Origin of the sequence: Hallella seregens ATCC 51272, from assembly GCF_000518545.1 — a bacterium.
Taxonomy (GTDB): domain Bacteria; phylum Bacteroidota; class Bacteroidia; order Bacteroidales; family Bacteroidaceae; genus Prevotella; species Prevotella seregens.
This window is the reverse complement of record NZ_JADU01000010.1, coordinates 1-19,540: the sequence shown is the minus strand read 5'-3', so window position 1 is coordinate 19,540 and position 19,540 is coordinate 1. Positions and strand designations below refer to the sequence as shown.

Genomic DNA, 19,540 nt, shown 5'->3' with positions numbered 1-19,540 from the left:
TGGCTGGCCGACGGCCGGCCGCTGCCGCATTCAGAGGGTGAGGCTGGCGCCCGCCATGACCCACAGCCCCGGCTGCCTCACGGTGCCGAGGTCGTAGTAGCGGTGGCAAGTCAGGTTGTCGGCCTTGACGTAAAGCTGCCACGTGCGCTCGGTCCACGCGAGCTTTCCGTCGAGCTTGGCATAGGGGTGGTAGCCGTTCATGCGCTGCTGCCAGCGCAGGGCCCACGAGGCCGAAAGCCGCGAAATGACGGGGTGGGAGAGTTCGGCCACGACCTTGTGGCGCAGGTATTCCAGCGCGTAGAGCGAGCGGTGGATGCTGCGCGTGGTCTCGTGGTGCTGATGGATGTAGGCATAGCCCAGCTTCAGCAGCACGGGCGGGCTTTCGACTTTGGGCTTTGAGCTTTGAGCCTTGGGGGTTGAACCTTGAACCTTGCCCAGATGGAACAGGGTCGAGAGGTCGAGCGTGGCGTCGAGACCGAGGCCCATATTGTCGAGCTTGCCAATGTTCATGGCCTTGTATTTGGTCGAGGCGGCAGTCTCGTACACCCAGTCTATCAGGTCGTTGCCCTTGCTGTGGAAGGCGCTGGCCGTGGTCTCCAGCCCTGTTGTGCGGTAGCGCGCGCCCAGCTTGAACGTGGAGTTGCGCTCGGGTTTGAGCGTGGGGTCGCCCTGTTGGGCAGGGTTGTCGGTGTAGAGATCGGTGAACGTAGGCACGCGCAAGGCCTTGTTCCAGCCGGCATACAGCTTCCAGGCGTCGCCGGGGCGGTAGCTCACGTCGATGCCCGGGTAGAGGCGGAAGCGCCGGTCGAGCCCTGTGTTGCGGTTGGCCATGAGTCCGGCCGAGAGCGTGAGGCCGCCCACGATGACGTTGTGCTCCAGAAAGAGGCTCGTGTTGGTGCGGTTGCCCTCGCGGGTGTACCGGCGGTCGGAGCCGTGGATGGGTTTCCATCGGGCCTCGTCCAGCAGCTCGCCGTAGGCCGTGGAGCGGATGTGCTCCTTGCGCAGGTCGGCTCCCACGGCCGTCTTGCCCAGCAGCCAGTCGGCCGTGAGGTTGAGGGAGGCTCCGTAGACGTCCGTGCGGTGATAGTTTTCGCCGGCCTTGGCGCCCTGCTGTCCGCGGGTGAGCTGGTAGTGGTCGTAGTCGCGGTGCCCGTAGACCATGGGCTGCAGCCGCAGCGACCGGCCCCAGCGGCTCTCGCTGTCGGCCAACGGCCGCACCACGGCGCCCACCGAGGCCACGAGTCGGCGCGTCTCCTCATACTGGTTCGGAAACCTGGCCGAGTAGAACGTGTTGGCCCCATAGTCCTGCGAGGAGAGGCCCGTCTGCCAGCTCACGTCGGCCCATCGGCCCTCCACGTCGCCCTGGTAGAAGGCGCGCCGCTTGGTGAAGGCCGAGTTGGCCGTGCCGCCGTCGCTCCGCACGTAGCCCCCCGAGAGCTGGTGGTGGGTGGCCAGCGGGGCCGTGAGGTTGGCCTTGGGAGCCCAGCCCAGCAAGGCCTCGCCGCCCACTGTGCCGAACGAACCGCCCTCGGCCGCCACCCGCAGACGCATGGTGCGGGCGGGCCGCGTCACGATGTTGATGGCGCCGCTGAAGGCCGACGAGCCGAAGACGCGTGCCGCGCCCCCCTCGAGCACCTCGATGCGCTCTATGTCTGAGAGCGAGACGGGGAAGTCGGCTGCGTTGTGTCCCGTCTGCGGACTGGACAACGGAACGCCGTTGAGCAGTATCGTCAGCTGGTCGAATGTGCCGCCGTTGATGGAGATGTCCGTCTGTACACCAAATCCACCGCGCTGACGGACGTCGACGCCGGTGGATAGTTTCAGGATGTCGTTGATGGTTTGCGCCTCGGCACGGTTGATGTCGTCGCGCGAAATCACCTCAACGATCTTGGCCGACTGCAAGGCAGTCAGCGGTGCGCGCGAGCCCATGACTTGGACTTCGTCGATGCGTTGCTCTCCAAAACTCACCGAGTCGGGCTCCATCAAGGGGCGTGTGGCAATGCCGTCGGCCTTGGCATGGGTCAGGGTCGCGACACTCAGCACGCTGATGAGCACCTCTTTGCCCAAGGCGGCAAAGAGGCTGTAGCCCTTGCGGTTGAAGTGTTTGAAGACAAGCGCAGTGCGCTGGTTGAAAGGTTTTGTGTTCATAAAACGGTGCAAAGATACACAATTTTCTGTTAATCTTTGTAATATTGCCGTGAAAACAGAGAATAAAGTGTATTTTTGCCAAACAATCTAACCCGTTTTTCAACCATACCAAAACCCAATCAACATGCACATCAAACCATTCCTTCTCTCGGCTTTCCTGGCCGGTGCCGTGGGCGTTTCGGCCCAGGTGACGGTGGAACTCGACGCCGCCCGGCCGGGACCGCAGGTTTCGCCCATGCTCTACGGCATTTTCTACGAAGACATCAACCATGCCGCCGACGGCGGTCTCTATGCCGAACTGGTGCGCAACCGCTCGTTCGAGGACAATGCCGACGAGCCCGAACACTGGAGGGCCAAGGGCAACGCCGTGCTGAGGCTCACCTCCAAGGGGCTGCTCAACCGCGTGCAGGGCCATGCTCTGCAGGTGACGTTCGGCGGCGACGGCGACGGATTCTACAACGAGGGCTACTGGGGCATCCCCTCCGTGCAGGGCCGCACCTACAAGCTGAGCTTCTGGGCCAAGGGCCGCCTCAAGGGCAAGCTCAAGGCCTATCTGGGCTGCGGCTGCGGCAAGCGGCAGTTTGCCGAGGCCGAGTTCGAGGGCAAGCAGTTCTCGGGCAAGTGGACCCGCTACGAGGCCACGATGACAAGCAGCGTGAACCACGCCAAGGCCTACCTCTGGTTTGCGGCTACGGGCAAGGGCGTGATGGACTTCGACATGGTGTCGCTCTTCCCGCCCACGTTCAATAACCGGGCTAATGGCATGCGCCCCGACCTGGCCACGATGCTGGTCGACCTGCAGCCCAAGTTCTTTCGCTTCCCCGGCGGCTGTTTCGTGGAGGGGCAGGACAGCCCCGACAATGCTTTCCGCTGGGACCGTACCATCGGCCCGGTGGAGGAGCGCGTGGGCCACATGAACGTGAACTGGGGCTACCGCACCAGCGACGGACTGGGTTTTCACGAGTACTTACAGCTGGCCGAAGACCTCGGCGCCAAGCCGCTCTATGTGGTCAACGTGGGCATCTGGCACGGCGGTTTCACGCCCGTGGACTCGCTGCAGCCCTGGATCGACGAGACGCTCAACGCCCTGGAATACGCCAACGGCCCCGTGACGTCCAAGTATGGAGCCATGCGCGCCCGCAACGGCCATCCGGAACCCTTCAACATTGAGTACCTGGAGATAGGCAATGAAAACAACCAACCCAACGCCAGCCAGCAGAGCGACAACTACTATCGACGCTTCCAACTGTTCAAGGAAGCCGTGCTGGCGCGCTATCCCAAGATGCACCTCATCGGCAATGTAGCCGCCTGGGGCACCGACACCCCCACGTGGGACTCCAAGGAGCAGGTGGAATTGCTCGACGAGCATTACTACCGCACACCGCGGTGGTTTGCCGAAAAGTTCCACCACTACGACGGCTACGACCGTCAAGGCCCCGGCATCTACGTGGGCGAATACGCCGTGACGCAGGGCTTCGGCAAGGTGGGCAACGTGAATGCCGCCCTGGGCGAGGCCGTGTTCATGATGGGCATGGAGAACAATGCCGACGTGGTGAAGATGGCCAGCTACGCTCCTATCTTTGCCAACATCAACGAGACGCGCTGGCGGCCCGACATGATTCAGTTTGATGCCGGCCGCAGTTTCGGCACGCCCTCGTACTATGTGCAGAAGCTGATGGCCCGCAACGTGGGCACGCACATCCTGAAAACCGTGCAGCACAACCCCTACGAGACGAAGGCCGACGAGGTGAAGATGAAGCCGGCCACTTGTCAGGTGGGCGTGGCCACCTGGCAGACGCAGTCGAGTTTCCGCGACGCCAGCCTCACCACGACGGCCAATGCGCCGGGCAAGCAGGTGGACCGGGTGGACGTGAGCGGCAGCTGGGCCGAACAGGACGGCGTGCTGCGCCAGACCTCGTATGCCGACGGGGCCATCCGTCTGAACCCCAACCGCTTCACCAGCGACGAGTACATCTATCGCGTGAAAGCCCGCAAGGACGACGGCCGGGAGGGATTCATCGTTGTGTTCAACTATGTGGATGAAGACAACTACAGCTGGCTCAACATCGGTGGATGGGGCAATGGACAGCACGGTATCGAGCAGGTGGTGGACGGTGGCAAGATGCAGATAGCCGGCGTAGACGGCCATGTGGAGACGGGCCGCTGGTACGACGTGGAGCTGCACGTGAAGGGCGACAGCATTACGGCCAGCCTCGACGGCCGCCAAATCCTGGCTGCCAAGCTGAAGCCCAACGATTTTGCCGGCTTCTTCTCCAGTGCCACCTACGACGAGACCAGCGGCGACTACATCGTGAAACTGGTGAACACCGACAGTCAGGCCACCACGGCCCGCATCAACCTGCGCAACCACGCCTCGAAGCATGCCCGCGTCATCCGGCTGGCCGGCGAGAAAGGTACCAGCGAGAACACCATCGACGAGCCCATGCGCGTGGTGCCCGTGGAGCAAGTGCTTAGTGCCGACAGCGAGGGCGTGACGCTCGACGTGCCGGCCAACTCGCTGAACATTGTCCGGCTGAAGTAGGGACCACCCTTGCCAACATCGGTTTGCCCCGTGCATTTCCTGTGAGGGAATGCACGGGGCAACTGTTTTTGCCGGGCGGCAAGGCCTCGTCGGAGACTCCTTGCCCGAGGGGTTGCACCCCGTTGCACGGAGATTGTGCGTTGCGTGGTTATTAATTATTAAATCCGCAGCAACTTTAAATTCTTTTTATTAACTTTGCACAACGGAAAGAATATATTCGAATAGAACAGACATGAACATTTTAGAGTTAAGTGAGCAGGAGATTGGCCGTCGCCAAAGTCTGCAGGAACTCCGCGCCATGGGCATAGAGCCTTATCCCGCCGCCGAGTTTCCCACCAATGCTTTCTCCACCGACATCAAGGCCGGGTTCAAGGAGGGCGAGCAGCGCGAGGTGCTGATTGCCGGCCGCATGATGACCCGTCGGGTGATGGGCAAGGCCAGTTTCGTGGAGCTTCAGGATAGCAAAGGCCGCATTCAGGTCTATATTACCCGTGACGATATTTGCCCGGGCGAGGACAAAGACATATATAATAAGGTGTTCAAGAAGCTGCTCGACATCGGCGATTTCATAGGCATCAGGGGCTTTGTGTTCATGACACAGACCGGCGAAGTGTCGGTGCACGCCCAGGAACTGACGGTGCTGGGCAAGAGTCTGAAGCCCCTGCCCATCGTGAAATACAAGGACGGTGTGGCCTACGACAAGTTCGACGACCCAGAACTGCGGGCCCGCCAGCGATATGTGGACCTGGTGGTGAACGACGGTGTCAAGGAAACCTTTCTCAAGCGGGCCGTCGTGCTACGCACCATGCGCAACTTCTTCGACGAGGCCGGCTATACCGAGGTGGAGACTCCCACGCTGCAGAGCATCCCCGGCGGCGCGAGCGCACGCCCGTTTGTCACCCACTTTAATGCGCTGAACATCGACATGTACATGCGCATTGCCACCGAGCTCTACCTCAAACGACTCATCGTAGGCGGCTTCGAGGGCGTGTACGAGATAGGCAAGAACTTCCGCAACGAGGGTATGGACAAGTTCCACAACCCGGAGTTCACCTGCATGGAGCTTTACGTGCAGTACAAGGACTACAATTGGATGATGAGTTTCACAGAGCGGTTGCTCGAGACCATCTGCGTCGCCGTGAACGGAACGACCGAGGTAAAGAACGGCGACAACGTGATCTCTTTCAAGGCACCGTTCCGTCGTCTGCCCATTCTGGAAGCCATTCGGGAGAAGACAGGATTCGACCTGGCCGGCAAGACCGAGGAAGAAATCTACAGGATTGCCACCGAAGAACTGAAGATGGACACGGTGGACGAGACTTTCGGCAAGGGTAAGCTCATCGACGAGATATTCGGAGAGTTCTGCGAAAGCACGTTCATCCAGCCCACTTTCATCATCGACTATCCGGTGGAGATGTCGCCGCTGACCAAGATGCACCGCTCCAAGGCTGGGCTCACCGAGCGCTTCGAGCTGATGGTGAATGGCAAGGAGCTGGCCAATGCCTACTCTGAGCTGAACGACCCGATAGACCAGGAGCAGCGTTTCGTTGACCAGATGAAGTTGGCCGCCAAGGGCGACGACGAGGCCATGATTATCGATCAGGACTTCCTGCGTGCCCTGCAATACGGCATGCCCCCCACCAGCGGCATCGGCATTGGCATCGACCGCCTGGTGATGCTTATGACCGGACAGCCCAACATTCAGGAGGTGATGCTCTTCCCGCAGCTCAAGCCCGAGAGAAAAATACCGCAGAGCAGCGTGAAGGAGTGGGCCGAACTGGGCGTGGCCGAAGACTGGGTGTACGTGCTGCGCAAGGCCGGATTCAACCTGATTGCCGACATCAAGGACGAGAAGGCACAGGGGCTGCAGCAGAAACTCGGTGAAATCAACAAGAAATACAAACTGGGTTACGAGAAGCCCGCCGTGGAGGAAGTCCAGCAATGGATCTACCTGGCTGGGCAAAGGTAAGCGCAATGTTCAATGTAGGTAAGGTAGCTATCATTGGCGGAGGCTCGTGGGCCACGGCCATTGCCAAGATTGTGGTGACGCATACGCACCACATCGGCTGGTATATGCGCCGCGACGACCGCATCGAGGACTTCAGGCGACTGGGGCACAACCCGGCCTATTTGGCGTCGGCTCGCTTCGATGTGGACGAGATATTCTTCTCGTCGGATATCAACAGGATCGTGCAGGCCTATGATACGTTGGTGTATGTCACGCCGTCGCCTTACCTGAAGAACCATCTGAAGAAGCTCAAGACCGGTTTGCGCGAGAAGTTTGTCGTGACAGCCATCAAGGGTGTCGTGCCTGAAGAGAACTTGGTTTGCTCTGAATATTTCCACCAAGTGTTCGATGTACCCTATGAGAATCTGGCCTGCATCGGCGGCCCCTCACATGCCGAGGAGGTGGCGTTGGAGCGGCTGAGCTATCTCACGGTGGGGTGCAAGGACTTGGAGAAAGCGTGCGCCTTTACCGATGTGCTGACTTCCGACTTCATCAAGACCAAGACATCGAGCGACGTGGTGGGCATAGAGTACTCGTCGGTGCTCAAGAATGTATATGCCATTGCTGCCGGCATCTGTAACGGATTGAAGTATGGCGACAACTTCCAGGCGGTGTTGATGAGCAACGCCGTGCAGGAAATGAATCGCTTTCTGACGGCTGTCTATCCCATCGAGCGCAACATCTACGACAGCGTGTATCTGGGCGACCTGCTCGTGACAGGCTACTCCAACTTCTCGCGCAACCGCACTTTCGGAACGATGATAGGCAAGGGATACAGCGTGAAGTCGGCACAAATCGAGATGGAAATGATAGCCGAGGGCTACTTTGGTACCAAGTGCATGAAGGAAATCAACCGCCACATGCACGTCAACATGCCCATCCTCGATGCGGTCTACAACATTCTTTACGAGCGCATCAACCCACAGATAGAGATAAAGTTATTAACAGATTCATTTAGATAAAGATGAAGAACATTACATTAGACACAAGCAAGGCTGTCCAGTTTCTGCCCGCAGGAACCGTGGAGAGCTATGAATCGAAGGTAAAGGCAGCCCAGGAGGCACTGGAAAACGGCACGTGCGAGGGCAGCGACTTTCTGGGTTGGCTCCATCTGCCGACCGAGATTTCCGATGAGTTTCTTGCCGAGGTTCAGGCCGTGGCCGACACGCTGCGCAGCAAGTGCGAGGTGGTGGTGGTGGCCGGCATAGGCGGTTCATACCTGGGCGCCCGTGCCGTTATCGAGGCTTTGGGCAACAGCTTTGCCTGGCTCGTGAACGATGACCGCAAGAATCCCAACATACTCTTTGCCGGAAACAATATCGGCGAGGACTATCTGGCTGAGCTTACCGACTATCTGAAGAACAAGAAGTTCGGCGTCATCAATATTTCCAAATCGGGTACAACCACCGAAACGGCCCTGACATTCCGTCTGCTCAAGAAGCAGTGCGAGGCCCAGCGTGGCAAGGATGAGGCCAAAGACGTGATTGTGGCCGTGACCGATGCCAGAAAAGGTGCCGCCCGCACGTGTGCCGACAAGGAGGGTTACAAGAGCTTTATTATTCCCGACAACGTGGGAGGCCGCTTCTCCGTGCTCACTCCGGTGGGTCTGCTGCCCATCGCCGTGGCAGGTTTCGACATCAAGGCACTGGTCAAGGGAGCGCAGGATATGGAGAAGGCAACGGGTACCGACGTGCCTTTTGCAGAGAATCCCGCCGCCCAGTATGCTGCCGTGCGCCAAGGACTCTATACCCGGGCCGGCAAGAAGATAGAGATTGTGGCCAATTTCCAGCCGAAGCTGCACTTCATCGCTGAGTGGTGGAAGCAGCTCTATGGAGAGAGTGAGGGCAAGGACAAGAAAGGCATCTTCCCCGCAGCCTGCGACTTCACGACCGACCTGCACTCCATGGGGCAGTGGATTCAGGATGGTGAGCGCAGCATTTTCGAGACGGTTATCTCGGTGGAGACGCCCGAGCGCAAGCTCGACTTCCCGGCTGACGAGGAAAATCTCGACGGTTTGAACTTCCTCGCCGGCAAGCGTGTGGACGAAGTGAACAAGATGGCAGAGCTTGGCACACGCCTGGCTCACGTGGACGGCGGTGTGCCCAACATCCGCATCAGCATGCCTCAACTCAACGAATACTACCTCGGTCAGCTGATTTACTTCTTTGAGAGGGCCTGTGGCGTCAGTGGTCTGCTGGAAGAAGTGAATCCTTTCAACCAGCCGGGTGTGGAGGCTTACAAGAAGAACATGTTCGCTTTGCTCAACAAACCCGGTTACGAGGCCGAGAGCAAGGCCATTCAGGAGCGTCTCGCCCAGGAAGCATGAACGGAGCCATTTGCAAGTATTTAGAAGAACACGGCTTTGGGACTTTCGCTCCCAAGGCCGTTCTTTTTGATATGGACGGCGTGCTTTACGACAGCATGCCCAATCATGCCGTGGCGTGGGTGGAGTCGATGCGCAAGTTTGGCATCACGATGACCAAGGCCGACGCCTATGCCACCGAGGGTGCACGAGGCATTGATACCATCCGTCATTTTGTGAAAGAGCAGAAAGGCGTGGACATAACACTGGAGGAAGCCCAGAAAATGTATGACGAGAAGACCCGTATCTTCCACGAAATGCCGGTGGCTCCCATTTTTGAGGGCGTGCAAGAGCTGATGCGACGGATTGCAGCGGCCGGCATGACGGTGAACGTGGTGACGGGAAGCGGCCAGCGGCCTCTCATCAATCGGCTGCTCGATGACTTTGGGACATACCTTGACGAACGTCACATTGTGACGGCTTACGACGTGAAACGGGGCAAGCCCAGCCCCGACCCTTATCTCATGGGACTGCAAAAGGCCGGCCACCTGCAGCCTTGGGAGGCCATCGTCGTGGAGAATGCGCCGCTTGGCGTGCGTGCCGGCGTGGCGGCAAGCATCTTTACCGTGGCGGTCAACAGCGGGCCATTACCCGATGAGGCCCTGCTTGCGGAGGGTGCCAATCTGCTTTATCCGAATATCAGGCAACTGGCAGCCGACTGGGACAGACTGACAAACACTTTTGTATAATGAGTTTGGGACTTGGCGGAATGCCATGACATGTTAAGGCTTGATAAGGAAAAATAACATAAAAGGTTCTAACAACGGCGAAGCCTCGTCTCAGAATCGGTTATCTTTGCACAAATTATGAGAAAGATTCTCCTCCTTTTTCTGCTTTTGGCCCCGCTGTGTGCGAAAGGCCAGGAACCACAAAAGCCGTTGCGTAAGTTTGTTGTGTGCGATATAGAGACGCGCGTACCCATTCGGGATGCAATCGTGTGGACCAAGGATGGATACCGGGACACCACCAATTATCGGGGCATCTGCTATATTCCAGAACAGTTCGATACGCTGTCGGTGTACAAGGCCAACTACCTGACCGAGCGCTTGTTGCTCAAGGAGGCCAAGGACTCCACCTTCCTTATTCCCAACAACAAGCGCATCAGTGAGGTAACGATATGGGGCAAGGACGGTACCAAAGGACCGGTCATGGACTTTGGCAAAGCCATCAGAGAGGGAATGGCGGAGGATGCGGCCTCGAAAGCTGCATTTAATCTTCCGTTTGATTTTGCAAAGATGCTCGACAAACGCTACCGTCGTGACCAGAAGCACTTGGTCAAAATGCGCAAGTCGTTCAAGCAGATGGACACCTACGACGAAGATCCCATCGTCAACGCTTATAAGAAAACACTGGAAGAAAAGCGGATCGCAAACGAACGGGCGAGGGCTGAACAGGAACGGACGGAGCAAGCGCGGCAGACGGAACAGGGCGTGCCGGACTCCCAAAAGAAGGCACCCGAACCCCAAAAGGAAGAAGCGGGAAGCAAGTAATTGCCCCGCTTCTGCCGGATGACGATGGCGGCAACACCTATCATTGCCATGGGAATGGGGCGGGTTGGCCCTGCCTCAGGGCTATTCGCAAATCTCGCCGGAGCCGTAACACTTGTGGTGCCGCTTGTCGTAGACCACGCAAAACTGGCCGGGGGCCACGCCGTGGATGGGCTTGGCCGAGTGTATGAGGTATTGTCCTTCGCCAATGCGTTCCGTGCGGGCCGGATGGTATTCGGGTGTGTGGCGAATCTTGAACGTCACTTCGCGGGGTAGGTCGCTCACCCCTTCGGTGAGAAAGTCGAAGCCATGAATGGGGAAATCCTGCTTGTAGGCATCCTGCGGGTCGTAACCATGACTCACGTAGAGCGTGTTGCGGGCTACGTCTTTCCGAATGACAAACCAAGGCCCGCCGCCCAGTCCGAGTCCCTTGCGCTGCCCGATGGTGTGGAACCAGAGGCCCCGATGCTCGCCAATCTTCTTTCCCGTTTCCTGTTCTACGATGTCGCCCGGCTGCTCGCCAAGGTAGCGGCGCACGTATTCGTTATAGTCTATGTTGCCCAGGAAGCAGATGCCCTGCGAGTCTTTGCGGTGGGCATTGATGAGATGCTCGCGTTCGGCAATCTCGCGCACCTCGTTCTTTTCAAAGTGTCCGATGGGAAAGATAGCTTTCTTGAGTTGCCATTGATAGATCTGTGCCAGGAAGTCGGTCTGGTCTTTCACCGGGTCCGGACTTGTGGTGAGCCACTTGCGGCCGTCTATCCACTCCGTCTGCGCATAGTGTCCCGTGGCGATAAGGTCGTAGGCATGCCCCATCTTCTCGTCGAAAGCACCAAACTTGATGAGGCGGTTGCACATCACATCGGGGTTGGGCGTGAACCCAGCCTTGACCTTTTCCATGGTGTAACGTGTCACCTGGTTCCAGTATTCTTGATGGCAATCCACCACCTGCAGCCTGCAGCCGTACCGGGCAGCCACGGCCGTGGCCATCTCCAGATCCTCCTCTGACGAGCAGTCCCATTCCTCTTGTTCCTCGGGACCAATCTTGATGTAGAAGCAGTCGGGGTGAAGTCCCAAGCTGGCCAGTTCGTAAACCACCACGGAACTGTCCACGCCACCCGAGAGTAGCACGGCGATGCGCTTGTCCTTGATCTCCTCAATATTCATGTTTGCAAAATTAACTAATTCTCCGTGGATAGGCAAATAACCCGCAAAATAATCCCATTCAAGGGTACGGCCTTTGACTTTTTTTCTTAACTTTGCAACTAAGAACCTATTCAAATCAAACCTAAGTATGAGCGAAAGGCAACGTGATATTGCACATACACGTTATGATGATGGCCAATGGACTAACCAGAGCATAGAGGAACACTGCCGGGGAGTGGCAGCACTGGCCTCTGACTTTGCTGCAGAATTTCATGCGGCAGGGTGGGGAAAATTGTGTGGCTGGTGGCACGACATTGGTAAATATGCTTTAGATTTCCAACACCATATACTTGCGGCTTCGGGACAAGATGTGACGATAAAGGATCCGGGACAGGTTACTCACGCCGTAGCAGGAGCAGTTTATGCCAAGGAGCAATTGTTCCAAGGCGGCATGTATCTTCCTGTTGCTTACTGTATTTGTGGTCATCATGCGGGATTGCACGACTATAGAAGTTCTGGAGAAGCCAACCTGGAACACCATTTGACAGAGGTTCATGTGCTTGATGGCATTAGGGAACTGCTCGGGACAACCCAAATTCCTCTGTTGGAACAGCCAAATATTGACCGAGAAGCATTACATCCCATGGCTTGGCATTTATGGATTCGTATGCTTTATTCCTGTTTGGTAGATGCCGATAGTCTTGATACAGAGAAGTTTATGGAAGAAGAAGACTATGAGCAACGAGGTAAGTTTGCTTCAATGGCAGAGTTGAAGCTGCGACTTGATATATTCTTACAGCAGTTCAAAAGTAAAGAATCAACTTCAATCAACCAGATTAGAAACAACATTCAATCACTATGTCGAGAAAGTGGTAAAGGTTCTCGGGGTATCTATACACTGACGGTGCCGACGGGAGGGGGTAAGACTTTGTCTTCGATGGTGTGGGCTATGGAGCACGCAAAGGCAAACAAATGTCAGCGTATCGTCATTGCTATCCCTTATACCAGCATCGTTATCCAGACCGCAAATATTTTGAAAAGCATCTTTGGGGAGGATAATGTGATAGAGCATCACAGTAGTGTTGACGTGGATGAAGAGAAGAATGTCAAATGGAAGTTGGCCACAGAGAACTGGGATGCACCTATCATTGTGACAACAAATGTACAGCTCTTTGAGTCGCTTTATGCCAATAAGCGTTCACGGTGCCGTAAACTGCACAATATCGTCAATTCTATCCTGATACTCGATGAGGTGCAGATGTTGCCGGCTGTGAATCTACAGCCTATTGTCGATGTGCTGAGATCGCTTCAGCGCTATTTTGGCGTGAGTATACTCATGACAACTGCAACACAACCCGCTTTGTCTGGAATTATAGGGACAGGTATGGCTAAGTTTCAAGGACTGGAAAGTACGGAGATTGTCACAGATAAGATGCGGCTTTTTGAGCAGTTGCGCCGTGTGGATATTAGCTTTGTCAAAGAGAAATATACTTATAATAGCTTGGCAGAGGAAATCTGTAAATATGAGCGAATACTTTGTGTGGTTAATACACGGAGAGATGCCAAAATGCTTTTTGAAGCTGTGCATGTAAAGAGTAATGTGCCTGTCGTTCATCTCTCAAAGATGATGTGCCAGCAACATATTATGGATAAACTTGACGAGGTAAGGCTGAAGCTTGACCATGGTGAGCCCATTATCGTTGTGAGCACACAGCTGATAGAGGCAGGAGTAGACATAGATTTCCCCGTGGTCTATCGAGCAATGGCTGGCCTCGACTCCATTGCACAGGCCGCAGGCCGCTGTAACCGTGAGGGACGGCTGGAGCGTGGGCAGGTTGTGGTATTTGATTTTGAGAATGCACGTCTGCGAGGACAGGTGCGTAAGGCGGCTGAGGCTGCAGATGATATGCTGCAACAAGGAATGGATGATTTCCTCAGTCCTTGTGTAACAGAGGCTTATTTCAGAGATTATTATTCTAAATTGGATACTACTGATGAAGCTAAGATTGCAGAGCTATTATATGTGCCAACTCCCAATTTTGCTACTGCTGCCCGTAATTTCCTATTAATCAAGGAAAGTAACATGACTGTTTTTGTGCCATATGGTAATCAGGGAAAACGGTATATGGAGCAGTTGCAACATGATGGACCGTCATCGTGGCTATTCAGGAAGCTGCAACGTTACAGTGTCAGCATTCCGTTGTGGCAAAAGGAGCAAATTGTCGCTTTGGGAGCTGTGGAAATGGGTAATGATATTTATTACCTTTCTGACACAACAGGTTATAGCAAGGAGACGGGGCTATTTTATGACAATCCCTATTTGGACGATACTATTATATTATAGAGTTATGGAATATTTTAACAAAGAATTCTGTTTGGAGGTTTGGGGGAACTATGCCTGCTTTACCCGCCCAGAGCTGAAGGTGGAACGTGTAAGCTATGACGTGATTACACCATCGGCGGCCAGGGCTATCTTTGATGCTATCTTTTGGAAGCCGGCCATTCGATGGAATATTACTCGGATAGAGGTATTAAACCCTATCAAGTGGTTTAGTATCAAACGTAACGAAGTGGGAAAAACAATGAGCCCGTCTTCTGATGGCATTGTCATAGAAGATAACAGGCAGCAGAAATCGAGCTTGGTGTTGCGGGATGTACGCTACCGAATCTATGCTGAATTGGAGTTTATACCTATTGAACGGCGGGAACCACAGTTTCGTCCTCATAAAGACAGAGTTGGGGAGGAGAATCCCGGCAAGTATAATGCGATGTTTGAGCGTAGGGCCAGTAAAGGACAATGTTTCAATCAACCCTATCTGGGATGTAGAGAATTCTCCTGCGGATTTAAATTAATCAATGATCCCGTAAAAGGAGAGGGATGTATCCCTGAGACGCGAGACTTCGGTATTATGCTTTACGATATGGATTTTAAAGACCACTATGGAGAAAAACCGGCTGAAGCCTTATTCTTTCGAGCTAAAATGGAGCACGGCGTGGTTGTTGTCCCGTCTATAAACAGTAAGGAGGTATTGAGATGATTCTTCAGGCATTATGTGAATATTATCAGCGTAAGGCTGCACTTAACGAAATGCCGCCTTACGGACGTGAGTGGAGGGCTATTCCTTATTTGATAGTTATTCGGGAGGATGGACATTTCGTAAAGTTGGAAGAAACCTATGAGGGTGAGGGAAAGCAACGAGAGGCTAAATCTTTTAGTATGTGTCATGCACGGGGACGGTCAGGCTCCAACTCTTGGAAGACTGCTAATATTCTATGGGATCACTATGGATATGTGCTTGGTCTACCTAAGAAGATGGCTTTGGCTGATGAGAATGCTGTGCAGACTGGCAAGAAACAAAATGAATCTTTTGTAAAGGAAATAGACCGTCTTGTTTCGCTTAATCCTAATCATGTGGGTATCTATGCCGTAAGGCAGTTTTATACGGTTTTTGAAGACAACTTGAATGCTATTAAAAAAGATGCTCTGTTTGAAGATAGCATAAATAAGGAGGGTACAAATTTTGCATTTAAGATATTAGGTCAGCTTGAACCTGTTGGTGTAGATTCAACGATCGACTATGGAGAGGATGGAAAGGATGCACCTGTGAGGCTCTGCCTTGTTCATGGCGATCGCAAACCAATAGCAGTCCTTAATAATAGTGTGTCATTGATAGGTGCCAGTTCTATGGGGGCAAAATTAGTGGGATTCCAAAAAGGTGCAGGCTATGACTCCTATCATAAGGAACAGGGGCTCAATGCGCCAATCTCGCAACAAGCCAACAATGCCTATACAATGGCATTGAATACCATGCTCGCCAAGGATAGCAAGAATCATTTTTATTTTAGTGGAGATACTTTGGTTTTCTGGGCCAGCAGGGAGAATGAATTTGAAAATCAATTTTCTTTCTTTTTTGCTGCTCCACCCAAGGATAATCCGGATAAAAGTGTTGAGATGATAAGCCATTTGATGAAAGCTCCTTTGTCAGGGACGATTCACGATAATGACGAAACACGCTTTTATATCCTCTTGCTAAGTCCTAATGTGGCTCGCATCGCAGTTAAACTATGGGAAGAGACAACAGTAAGAGAGGCAGGAGCAAACATTCGACAATATTTTGAGGATTTGAATATCTCACGAGGGAAAATGGACAAGCCATATTACTCACTTTACGAGCTGTTGGCTAATATAGCTTTGCAAAATGATACGAAGAATTTGCCACGTACACTTTTCAATGGCATGGTACGTGCAGCTATTGAAAACCTGCCTTTTCCTGCATTGGCTCAAATGCAGTGTATAGGTAGAATTAAGGCAGACCGGAAAGTTAATTGTAGACGTGCCGGATTACTGAAAGCATATCTTAACCGTAAGAATAGAAACAATAAACAAAATATAGAAAAGGATATTACTATGGCTTTAGACTTAGAAAACAAGAATCAGGCGTATCTCTGTGGGCGACTTTTTGCTATTCTTGAGAGAATTCAAGAAGAATCTGCTACGGGTAAGCTTAATGCAACTATTCGTGATCGTTATTATGGGGCAGCTTCACGAACTCCGTCTGTTGTGTTCCCTCGATTAATAGATCTGTCTAACCATCATCTTGTGAAATTAAGCGAGAAAGAAAAGGTGTATTATGAACGAATGAAAGGGGAAGTAATGCTTGATATAAATGCTCGAGGATTTGATACCCATTTCTCCCTTGATGACCAAAGTCGGTTTGCCATCGGCTATTATCATCAACGACAATTTTTCTATACCAAGAAAGAGGTGGCTAACTTCCAAGACAATAATAACAACTAAAATAATATGATTATGGAAGAATTAAAAAACAGGTACGATTTTATTTATCTTTTTGATGTAGTGGATGGCAATCCTAATGGTGATCCAGATGCTGGCAATATGCCGCGAATTGATGCCGAAACGGGAAATGGACTTGTGTCAGATGTTTGCTTGAAGCGTAAGGTTCGCAACTACGTGCAAACAACTAAAGGCTTTGAGGCTCCCTATGATATCTTTATTAAGGAAGGTAGTGTACTCAATGATACAATAAACAATACGGCAAAAGATACCAAGACGAAGGAAGAGGCACGTAAGTCCATGTGCAATCGTTTCTATGATGTACGTGCCTTTGGGGCTGTAATGACTACGGGTAAAAAGAATGCCGGCCAAGTGAGAGGTCCGATTCAGCTGACGTTTTCGCGATCCGTCTCACCTATTATTACGGCAGAGCATACTATTACCCGTATGGCAGTGACAGATGCAAAGGATACAGACGCCAATGAGATGGGAACACGACAAACGATGGGGCGTAAATACACTATTCCTTATGCACTTTATCAAGTGCAGGGTTTCATTTCTGCTAATCTGGCCAGACAAACAGGCTTCTCGGAGGAAGATCTGCAGCTTTTCTGGGAGGCATTGAAGAATATGTTCGATTTGGATCACAGTGCAGCTCGGGGGCAGATGTGTCCTCGGAAACTTATTGTTTTTAAACATTCTTCTGAGTTAGGTAATGCACCGTCTTACCAGTTGTTTGATTTAGTAAAAGTCCGACAGAAAGACGAAAGTAAGCCCGCCCGTACATTCAGTGACTACGAGGTGAGTATAGATCGTGCCAGTATTCCCAATGGGATAGAATTATTGGATGAGATGATTTGATGTACGACGATGATGACCTTTTGATGCTTTCCGGCATTCAGCACTTCGCTTTCTGTCGTCGGCAATGGGCCTTAATCCATGTGGAGCAACAGTGGCAAGAAAACCGACTGACAGTCGAAGGTGCATGGATGCACCGGAAAGTGGACAACCCGTTTAGAATAGAGCGCAATGGCAGTATCGTACATTTACGGTCTGTTGCGCTCAAATCTCATTCGTTAGGATTCTTTGGCGTTGCAGACATGTTGGAACTATGTGCTACTAATGATGAGGAAAATAGCATCACTGTTCCTAAATATTCAGGCAGATGGAAAGTTTATCCGCTTGAATACAAACATGGCAGGCCAAAGAAAGAGCCGATAGATGAAGTGCAGTTGTGTGCGCAAGCAATGTGCTTGGAAGAGATGTATGGTATCCATATTACAGAGGGAAGTTTCTTTTATGGTGAGACACGGCATCGAGAGAAAGTGAGTTTATCCATACCACTGCGGCAATTGGTCGAAAGTTATTCTCGTGAGATGCACGATGCATTCTCCTCAGGCATAACTCCTCGGGCAGAATATCGTCGGCAATGTAAGTCGTGCTCGCTTTTGGACAAGTGCTTTATAGCACCTTTACAGAGAACTTCTACCGTAAGGAATTATCTTAAACAAATAGAGGAAGATGAGGAAACTACTTAATACGCTTTATGTTACCAATCCAGACATCTATCTGACAAAAGATGGTGAAAATATTATTGCTAAGCTGAGAAACGATGAGGTTCTTCGTGTCCCGATATTAAATATCGAAGGAATTGTATGCTTTAATCGTATGGGAGCTTCACCTTATCTTATGAATCTTTGCGTTGAACGCGGGGTTGGTTTGTGTTTCTTGTCACCCAACGGAAAATTTTTAGCGCGAGTGGTGGGAAGCATCAATGGTAATGTACTTCTCCGTCGCAAGCAATATAGATTGGCAGATGACGAAGCCTTTTCTCTATCTATCAGTAGTACAATAGTTGCTGGTAAAATTTTTAATTCTCGAAAAATCATTGAACGCTTCAAGCGTGACTATGCAGATCGTATATCAAACCTACAAGCGGTAGAGGAAGTGTCTTGCAATTTGAGTCTCAACAAAAGATTTGCTTTGAGGGCCTCAAATAAGGATATACTTCGTGGTATAGAAGGAGATGCAGCCGTCAACTATTTCTCTTTATTCAATGATATGATAATTAATCAAAAAGAAAGTTTTGCTTTTCACGGTAGGAATAGACGCCCTCCGAAAGACAAAACAAATGCCATGTTATCATTTGTTTATACACTTTTGGCACACGAGGTGCAGTCTGCTTTGGAGACAGTGGGCCTTGACCCTTATGTAGGATTCCTCCATACAGACCGACCGGGACGTATCAGTTTGGCACTAGATCTGATGGAGGAATTTCGAGGTTATCTCGGTGACCGGCTTGTGTTATCACTCATCAATCGCAACCAAGTTACTTCGAACGACTTTCTGGACAATGGGGCCGACAATGTATTGATGACAGATTCTTGCAAGCGGAATATTTTATCAGCTTGGCAGAAGCGGAAGAAAGAATCCATCTTACATCCTTATCTGAAAGAGCAGGTTCCTATAGGTCTTCTTCCTTATATTCAAGCTATGCTCTTAGCGCGGTTCCTTCGTGGAGATTTAGATGGATATCCTGTCTTTTTAATACAATAAAATAATGTTGATTCTCGTTACTTATGATGTAAACACGGAAACGCCGGATGGTCGTAAGCGATTACAAGGTGTTGCAAAGATTTGCATGAATCATGGACAGCGAGTGCAGAATTCTGTATTTGAATGTGTTGTAGATGTCACACAGCTTGCTCAACTGAAGATATTGCTGTCAGACATTATAAACAAGCAAAAGGATAGCATCCGTATTTATAATTTGGGTAACCACTATCATGCTAAGGTTGAAACCATGGGATTAATTCGAGGAATAAACATCGAGGAAGAGCTTATCATATAGCTTAATTTTGTGCGAACCCTATGCTATACCTGAAATGGTGCAATGTTCGCAACCCTTTGGCTACAGGAAAACATACTGGTTTCTTTTTCTATTCTATGTTTTTAAGAATTCTGTTCGCAAAAAGTGCTTTATAAGTAACTGAGTACTAAATATTACGAATTTATACAGTCGCGTCTCACGTAGGCGCGTGGATTGAAACGG

At 52.1% G+C, this 19,540-nt stretch carries 15 protein-coding genes; 13 read left to right on the top strand and 2 right to left on the bottom strand.

What is annotated here, in order from left to right; all coding sequences use genetic code 11:
* Positions 1–30: 30 nt before the first annotated feature.
* Positions 31–2,148, bottom strand: a complete 2,118-nt coding sequence (locus L888_RS0104370) for a TonB-dependent receptor plug domain-containing protein (protein WP_027951996.1) — start codon at positions 2,146–2,148, stop codon at positions 31–33.
* Positions 2,149–2,272: 124 nt separating this feature from the next.
* Here L888_RS0104370 and L888_RS0104365 point away from each other — a divergent pair, with 124 nt between their 5' ends.
* The 6 genes from L888_RS0104365 to L888_RS0104340 all read left to right on the top strand — a co-directional run bounded on the left by L888_RS0104365 (position 2,273) and on the right by L888_RS0104340 (position 10,550).
* Entirely contained in the window at positions 2,273–4,690 is a 2,418-nt protein-coding gene (locus L888_RS0104365; RefSeq protein ID WP_027951995.1) for an alpha-L-arabinofuranosidase C-terminal domain-containing protein, read from the top strand.
* Between the two features lie 232 nt (positions 4,691–4,922).
* Entirely contained in the window at positions 4,923–6,659 is a 1,737-nt protein-coding gene (gene lysS, locus L888_RS0104360; RefSeq protein WP_027951994.1) for a lysine--tRNA ligase, read from the top strand.
* Between the two features lie 5 nt (positions 6,660–6,664).
* On the top strand, positions 6,665–7,660 hold the full coding sequence (locus L888_RS0104355) for an NAD(P)H-dependent glycerol-3-phosphate dehydrogenase (RefSeq protein WP_027951993.1): 996 nt from the start codon (positions 6,665–6,667) through the stop codon (positions 7,658–7,660).
* A 2-nt stretch (positions 7,661–7,662) separates the two neighbouring features.
* A complete protein-coding gene (locus L888_RS0104350; protein ID WP_027951992.1) occupies positions 7,663–9,024 on the top strand; it encodes a glucose-6-phosphate isomerase in 1,362 nt (453 codons plus the stop codon).
* Positions 9,021–9,749, top strand: coding sequence for an HAD family hydrolase (locus L888_RS0104345; RefSeq protein WP_027951991.1), 729 nt, complete (start codon positions 9,021–9,023; stop codon positions 9,747–9,749). The genes L888_RS0104350 and L888_RS0104345 overlap by 4 nt, the downstream gene beginning before the upstream one ends.
* Before the next feature lie 117 nt (positions 9,750–9,866).
* The gene (locus L888_RS0104340; protein WP_027951990.1) at positions 9,867–10,550 is read left to right on the top strand and encodes a hypothetical protein; all 684 of its coding nucleotides are present in this window, start codon (positions 9,867–9,869) and stop codon (positions 10,548–10,550) included.
* An 81-nt stretch (positions 10,551–10,631) separates the two neighbouring features.
* Here the strand turns inward: L888_RS0104340 and mnmA are convergent, their stop codons facing one another.
* Positions 10,632–11,714 (bottom strand): tRNA 2-thiouridine(34) synthase MnmA, encoded by a 1,083-nt coding sequence (gene mnmA / locus L888_RS0104335; protein ID WP_027951989.1) that lies wholly within the window; start codon positions 11,712–11,714, stop codon positions 10,632–10,634.
* 127 nt (positions 11,715–11,841) lie between these two features.
* On the opposite strand from mnmA, the gene L888_RS0104330 reads away from it, so the two are divergent.
* Genes L888_RS0104330 through cas2 form a run of 7 tightly spaced genes read left to right on the top strand, consistent with a single transcriptional unit; the run spans position 11,842 to position 19,339 of the window.
* The gene (locus tag L888_RS0104330) at positions 11,842–14,037 is read left to right on the top strand and encodes a CRISPR-associated helicase/endonuclease Cas3 (protein ID WP_027951988.1); all 2,196 of its coding nucleotides are present in this window, start codon (positions 11,842–11,844) and stop codon (positions 14,035–14,037) included.
* Between the two features lie 4 nt (positions 14,038–14,041).
* Positions 14,042–14,731: a type I-C CRISPR-associated protein Cas5c gene (cas5c, locus tag L888_RS0104325; RefSeq protein ID WP_005846117.1), complete on the top strand. Its 690-nt coding sequence runs from the start codon at positions 14,042–14,044 to the stop codon at positions 14,729–14,731.
* Positions 14,728–16,491 carry a type I-C CRISPR-associated protein Cas8c/Csd1 gene (cas8c, locus tag L888_RS0104320; protein WP_027951987.1) on the top strand — a complete coding sequence of 588 codons (1,764 nt, stop codon included), beginning with the start codon at positions 14,728–14,730 and terminating at the stop codon, positions 16,489–16,491. Before cas5c ends, cas8c begins: the two co-directional genes overlap by 4 nt.
* A 12-nt stretch (positions 16,492–16,503) precedes the next feature.
* The gene (cas7c, locus tag L888_RS0104315; RefSeq protein WP_027951986.1) at positions 16,504–17,349 is read left to right on the top strand and encodes a type I-C CRISPR-associated protein Cas7/Csd2; all 846 of its coding nucleotides are present in this window, start codon (positions 16,504–16,506) and stop codon (positions 17,347–17,349) included.
* Positions 17,349–18,026, top strand: coding sequence for a CRISPR-associated protein Cas4 (gene cas4 / locus L888_RS0104310; protein ID WP_027951985.1), 678 nt, complete (start codon positions 17,349–17,351; stop codon positions 18,024–18,026). The genes cas7c and cas4 overlap by 1 nt, the downstream gene beginning before the upstream one ends.
* Positions 18,010–19,044: a type I-C CRISPR-associated endonuclease Cas1c gene (gene cas1c, locus L888_RS0104305; protein WP_027951984.1), complete on the top strand. Its 1,035-nt coding sequence runs from the start codon at positions 18,010–18,012 to the stop codon at positions 19,042–19,044. Before cas4 ends, cas1c begins: the two co-directional genes overlap by 17 nt.
* A 4-nt stretch (positions 19,045–19,048) precedes the next feature.
* Entirely contained in the window at positions 19,049–19,339 is a 291-nt protein-coding gene (cas2, locus tag L888_RS0104300) for a CRISPR-associated endonuclease Cas2 (protein WP_005846129.1), read from the top strand.
* The last annotated feature ends 201 nt before the right edge of the window (positions 19,340–19,540 follow it).

Bases quoted from the DNA above. Each gene is read 5' to 3' on its own strand.
- L888_RS0104370 (WP_027951996.1), bottom strand. From the start codon at position 2,148: ATGAACACAAAACCTTTCAACCAGCGCACTGCGCTTGTCTTCAAACAC.
- L888_RS0104365 (WP_027951995.1), top strand. From the start codon at position 2,273: ATGCACATCAAACCATTCCTTCTCTCGGCTTTCCTGGCCGGTGCCGTG.
- lysS (WP_027951994.1), top strand. From the start codon at position 4,923: ATGAACATTTTAGAGTTAAGTGAGCAGGAGATTGGCCGTCGCCAAAGT.
- L888_RS0104355 (WP_027951993.1), top strand. From the start codon at position 6,665: ATGTTCAATGTAGGTAAGGTAGCTATCATTGGCGGAGGCTCGTGGGCC.
- L888_RS0104350 (WP_027951992.1), top strand. From the start codon at position 7,663: ATGAAGAACATTACATTAGACACAAGCAAGGCTGTCCAGTTTCTGCCC.
- L888_RS0104345 (WP_027951991.1), top strand. From the start codon at position 9,021: ATGAACGGAGCCATTTGCAAGTATTTAGAAGAACACGGCTTTGGGACT.
- L888_RS0104340 (WP_027951990.1), top strand. From the start codon at position 9,867: ATGAGAAAGATTCTCCTCCTTTTTCTGCTTTTGGCCCCGCTGTGTGCG.
- mnmA (WP_027951989.1), bottom strand. From the start codon at position 11,714: ATGAATATTGAGGAGATCAAGGACAAGCGCATCGCCGTGCTACTCTCG.
- L888_RS0104330 (WP_027951988.1), top strand. From the start codon at position 11,842: ATGAGCGAAAGGCAACGTGATATTGCACATACACGTTATGATGATGGC.
- cas5c (WP_005846117.1), top strand. From the start codon at position 14,042: ATGGAATATTTTAACAAAGAATTCTGTTTGGAGGTTTGGGGGAACTAT.
- cas8c (WP_027951987.1), top strand. From the start codon at position 14,728: ATGATTCTTCAGGCATTATGTGAATATTATCAGCGTAAGGCTGCACTT.
- cas7c (WP_027951986.1), top strand. From the start codon at position 16,504: ATGGAAGAATTAAAAAACAGGTACGATTTTATTTATCTTTTTGATGTA.
- cas4 (WP_027951985.1), top strand. From the start codon at position 17,349: ATGTACGACGATGATGACCTTTTGATGCTTTCCGGCATTCAGCACTTC.
- cas1c (WP_027951984.1), top strand. From the start codon at position 18,010: ATGAGGAAACTACTTAATACGCTTTATGTTACCAATCCAGACATCTAT.
- cas2 (WP_005846129.1), top strand. From the start codon at position 19,049: ATGTTGATTCTCGTTACTTATGATGTAAACACGGAAACGCCGGATGGT.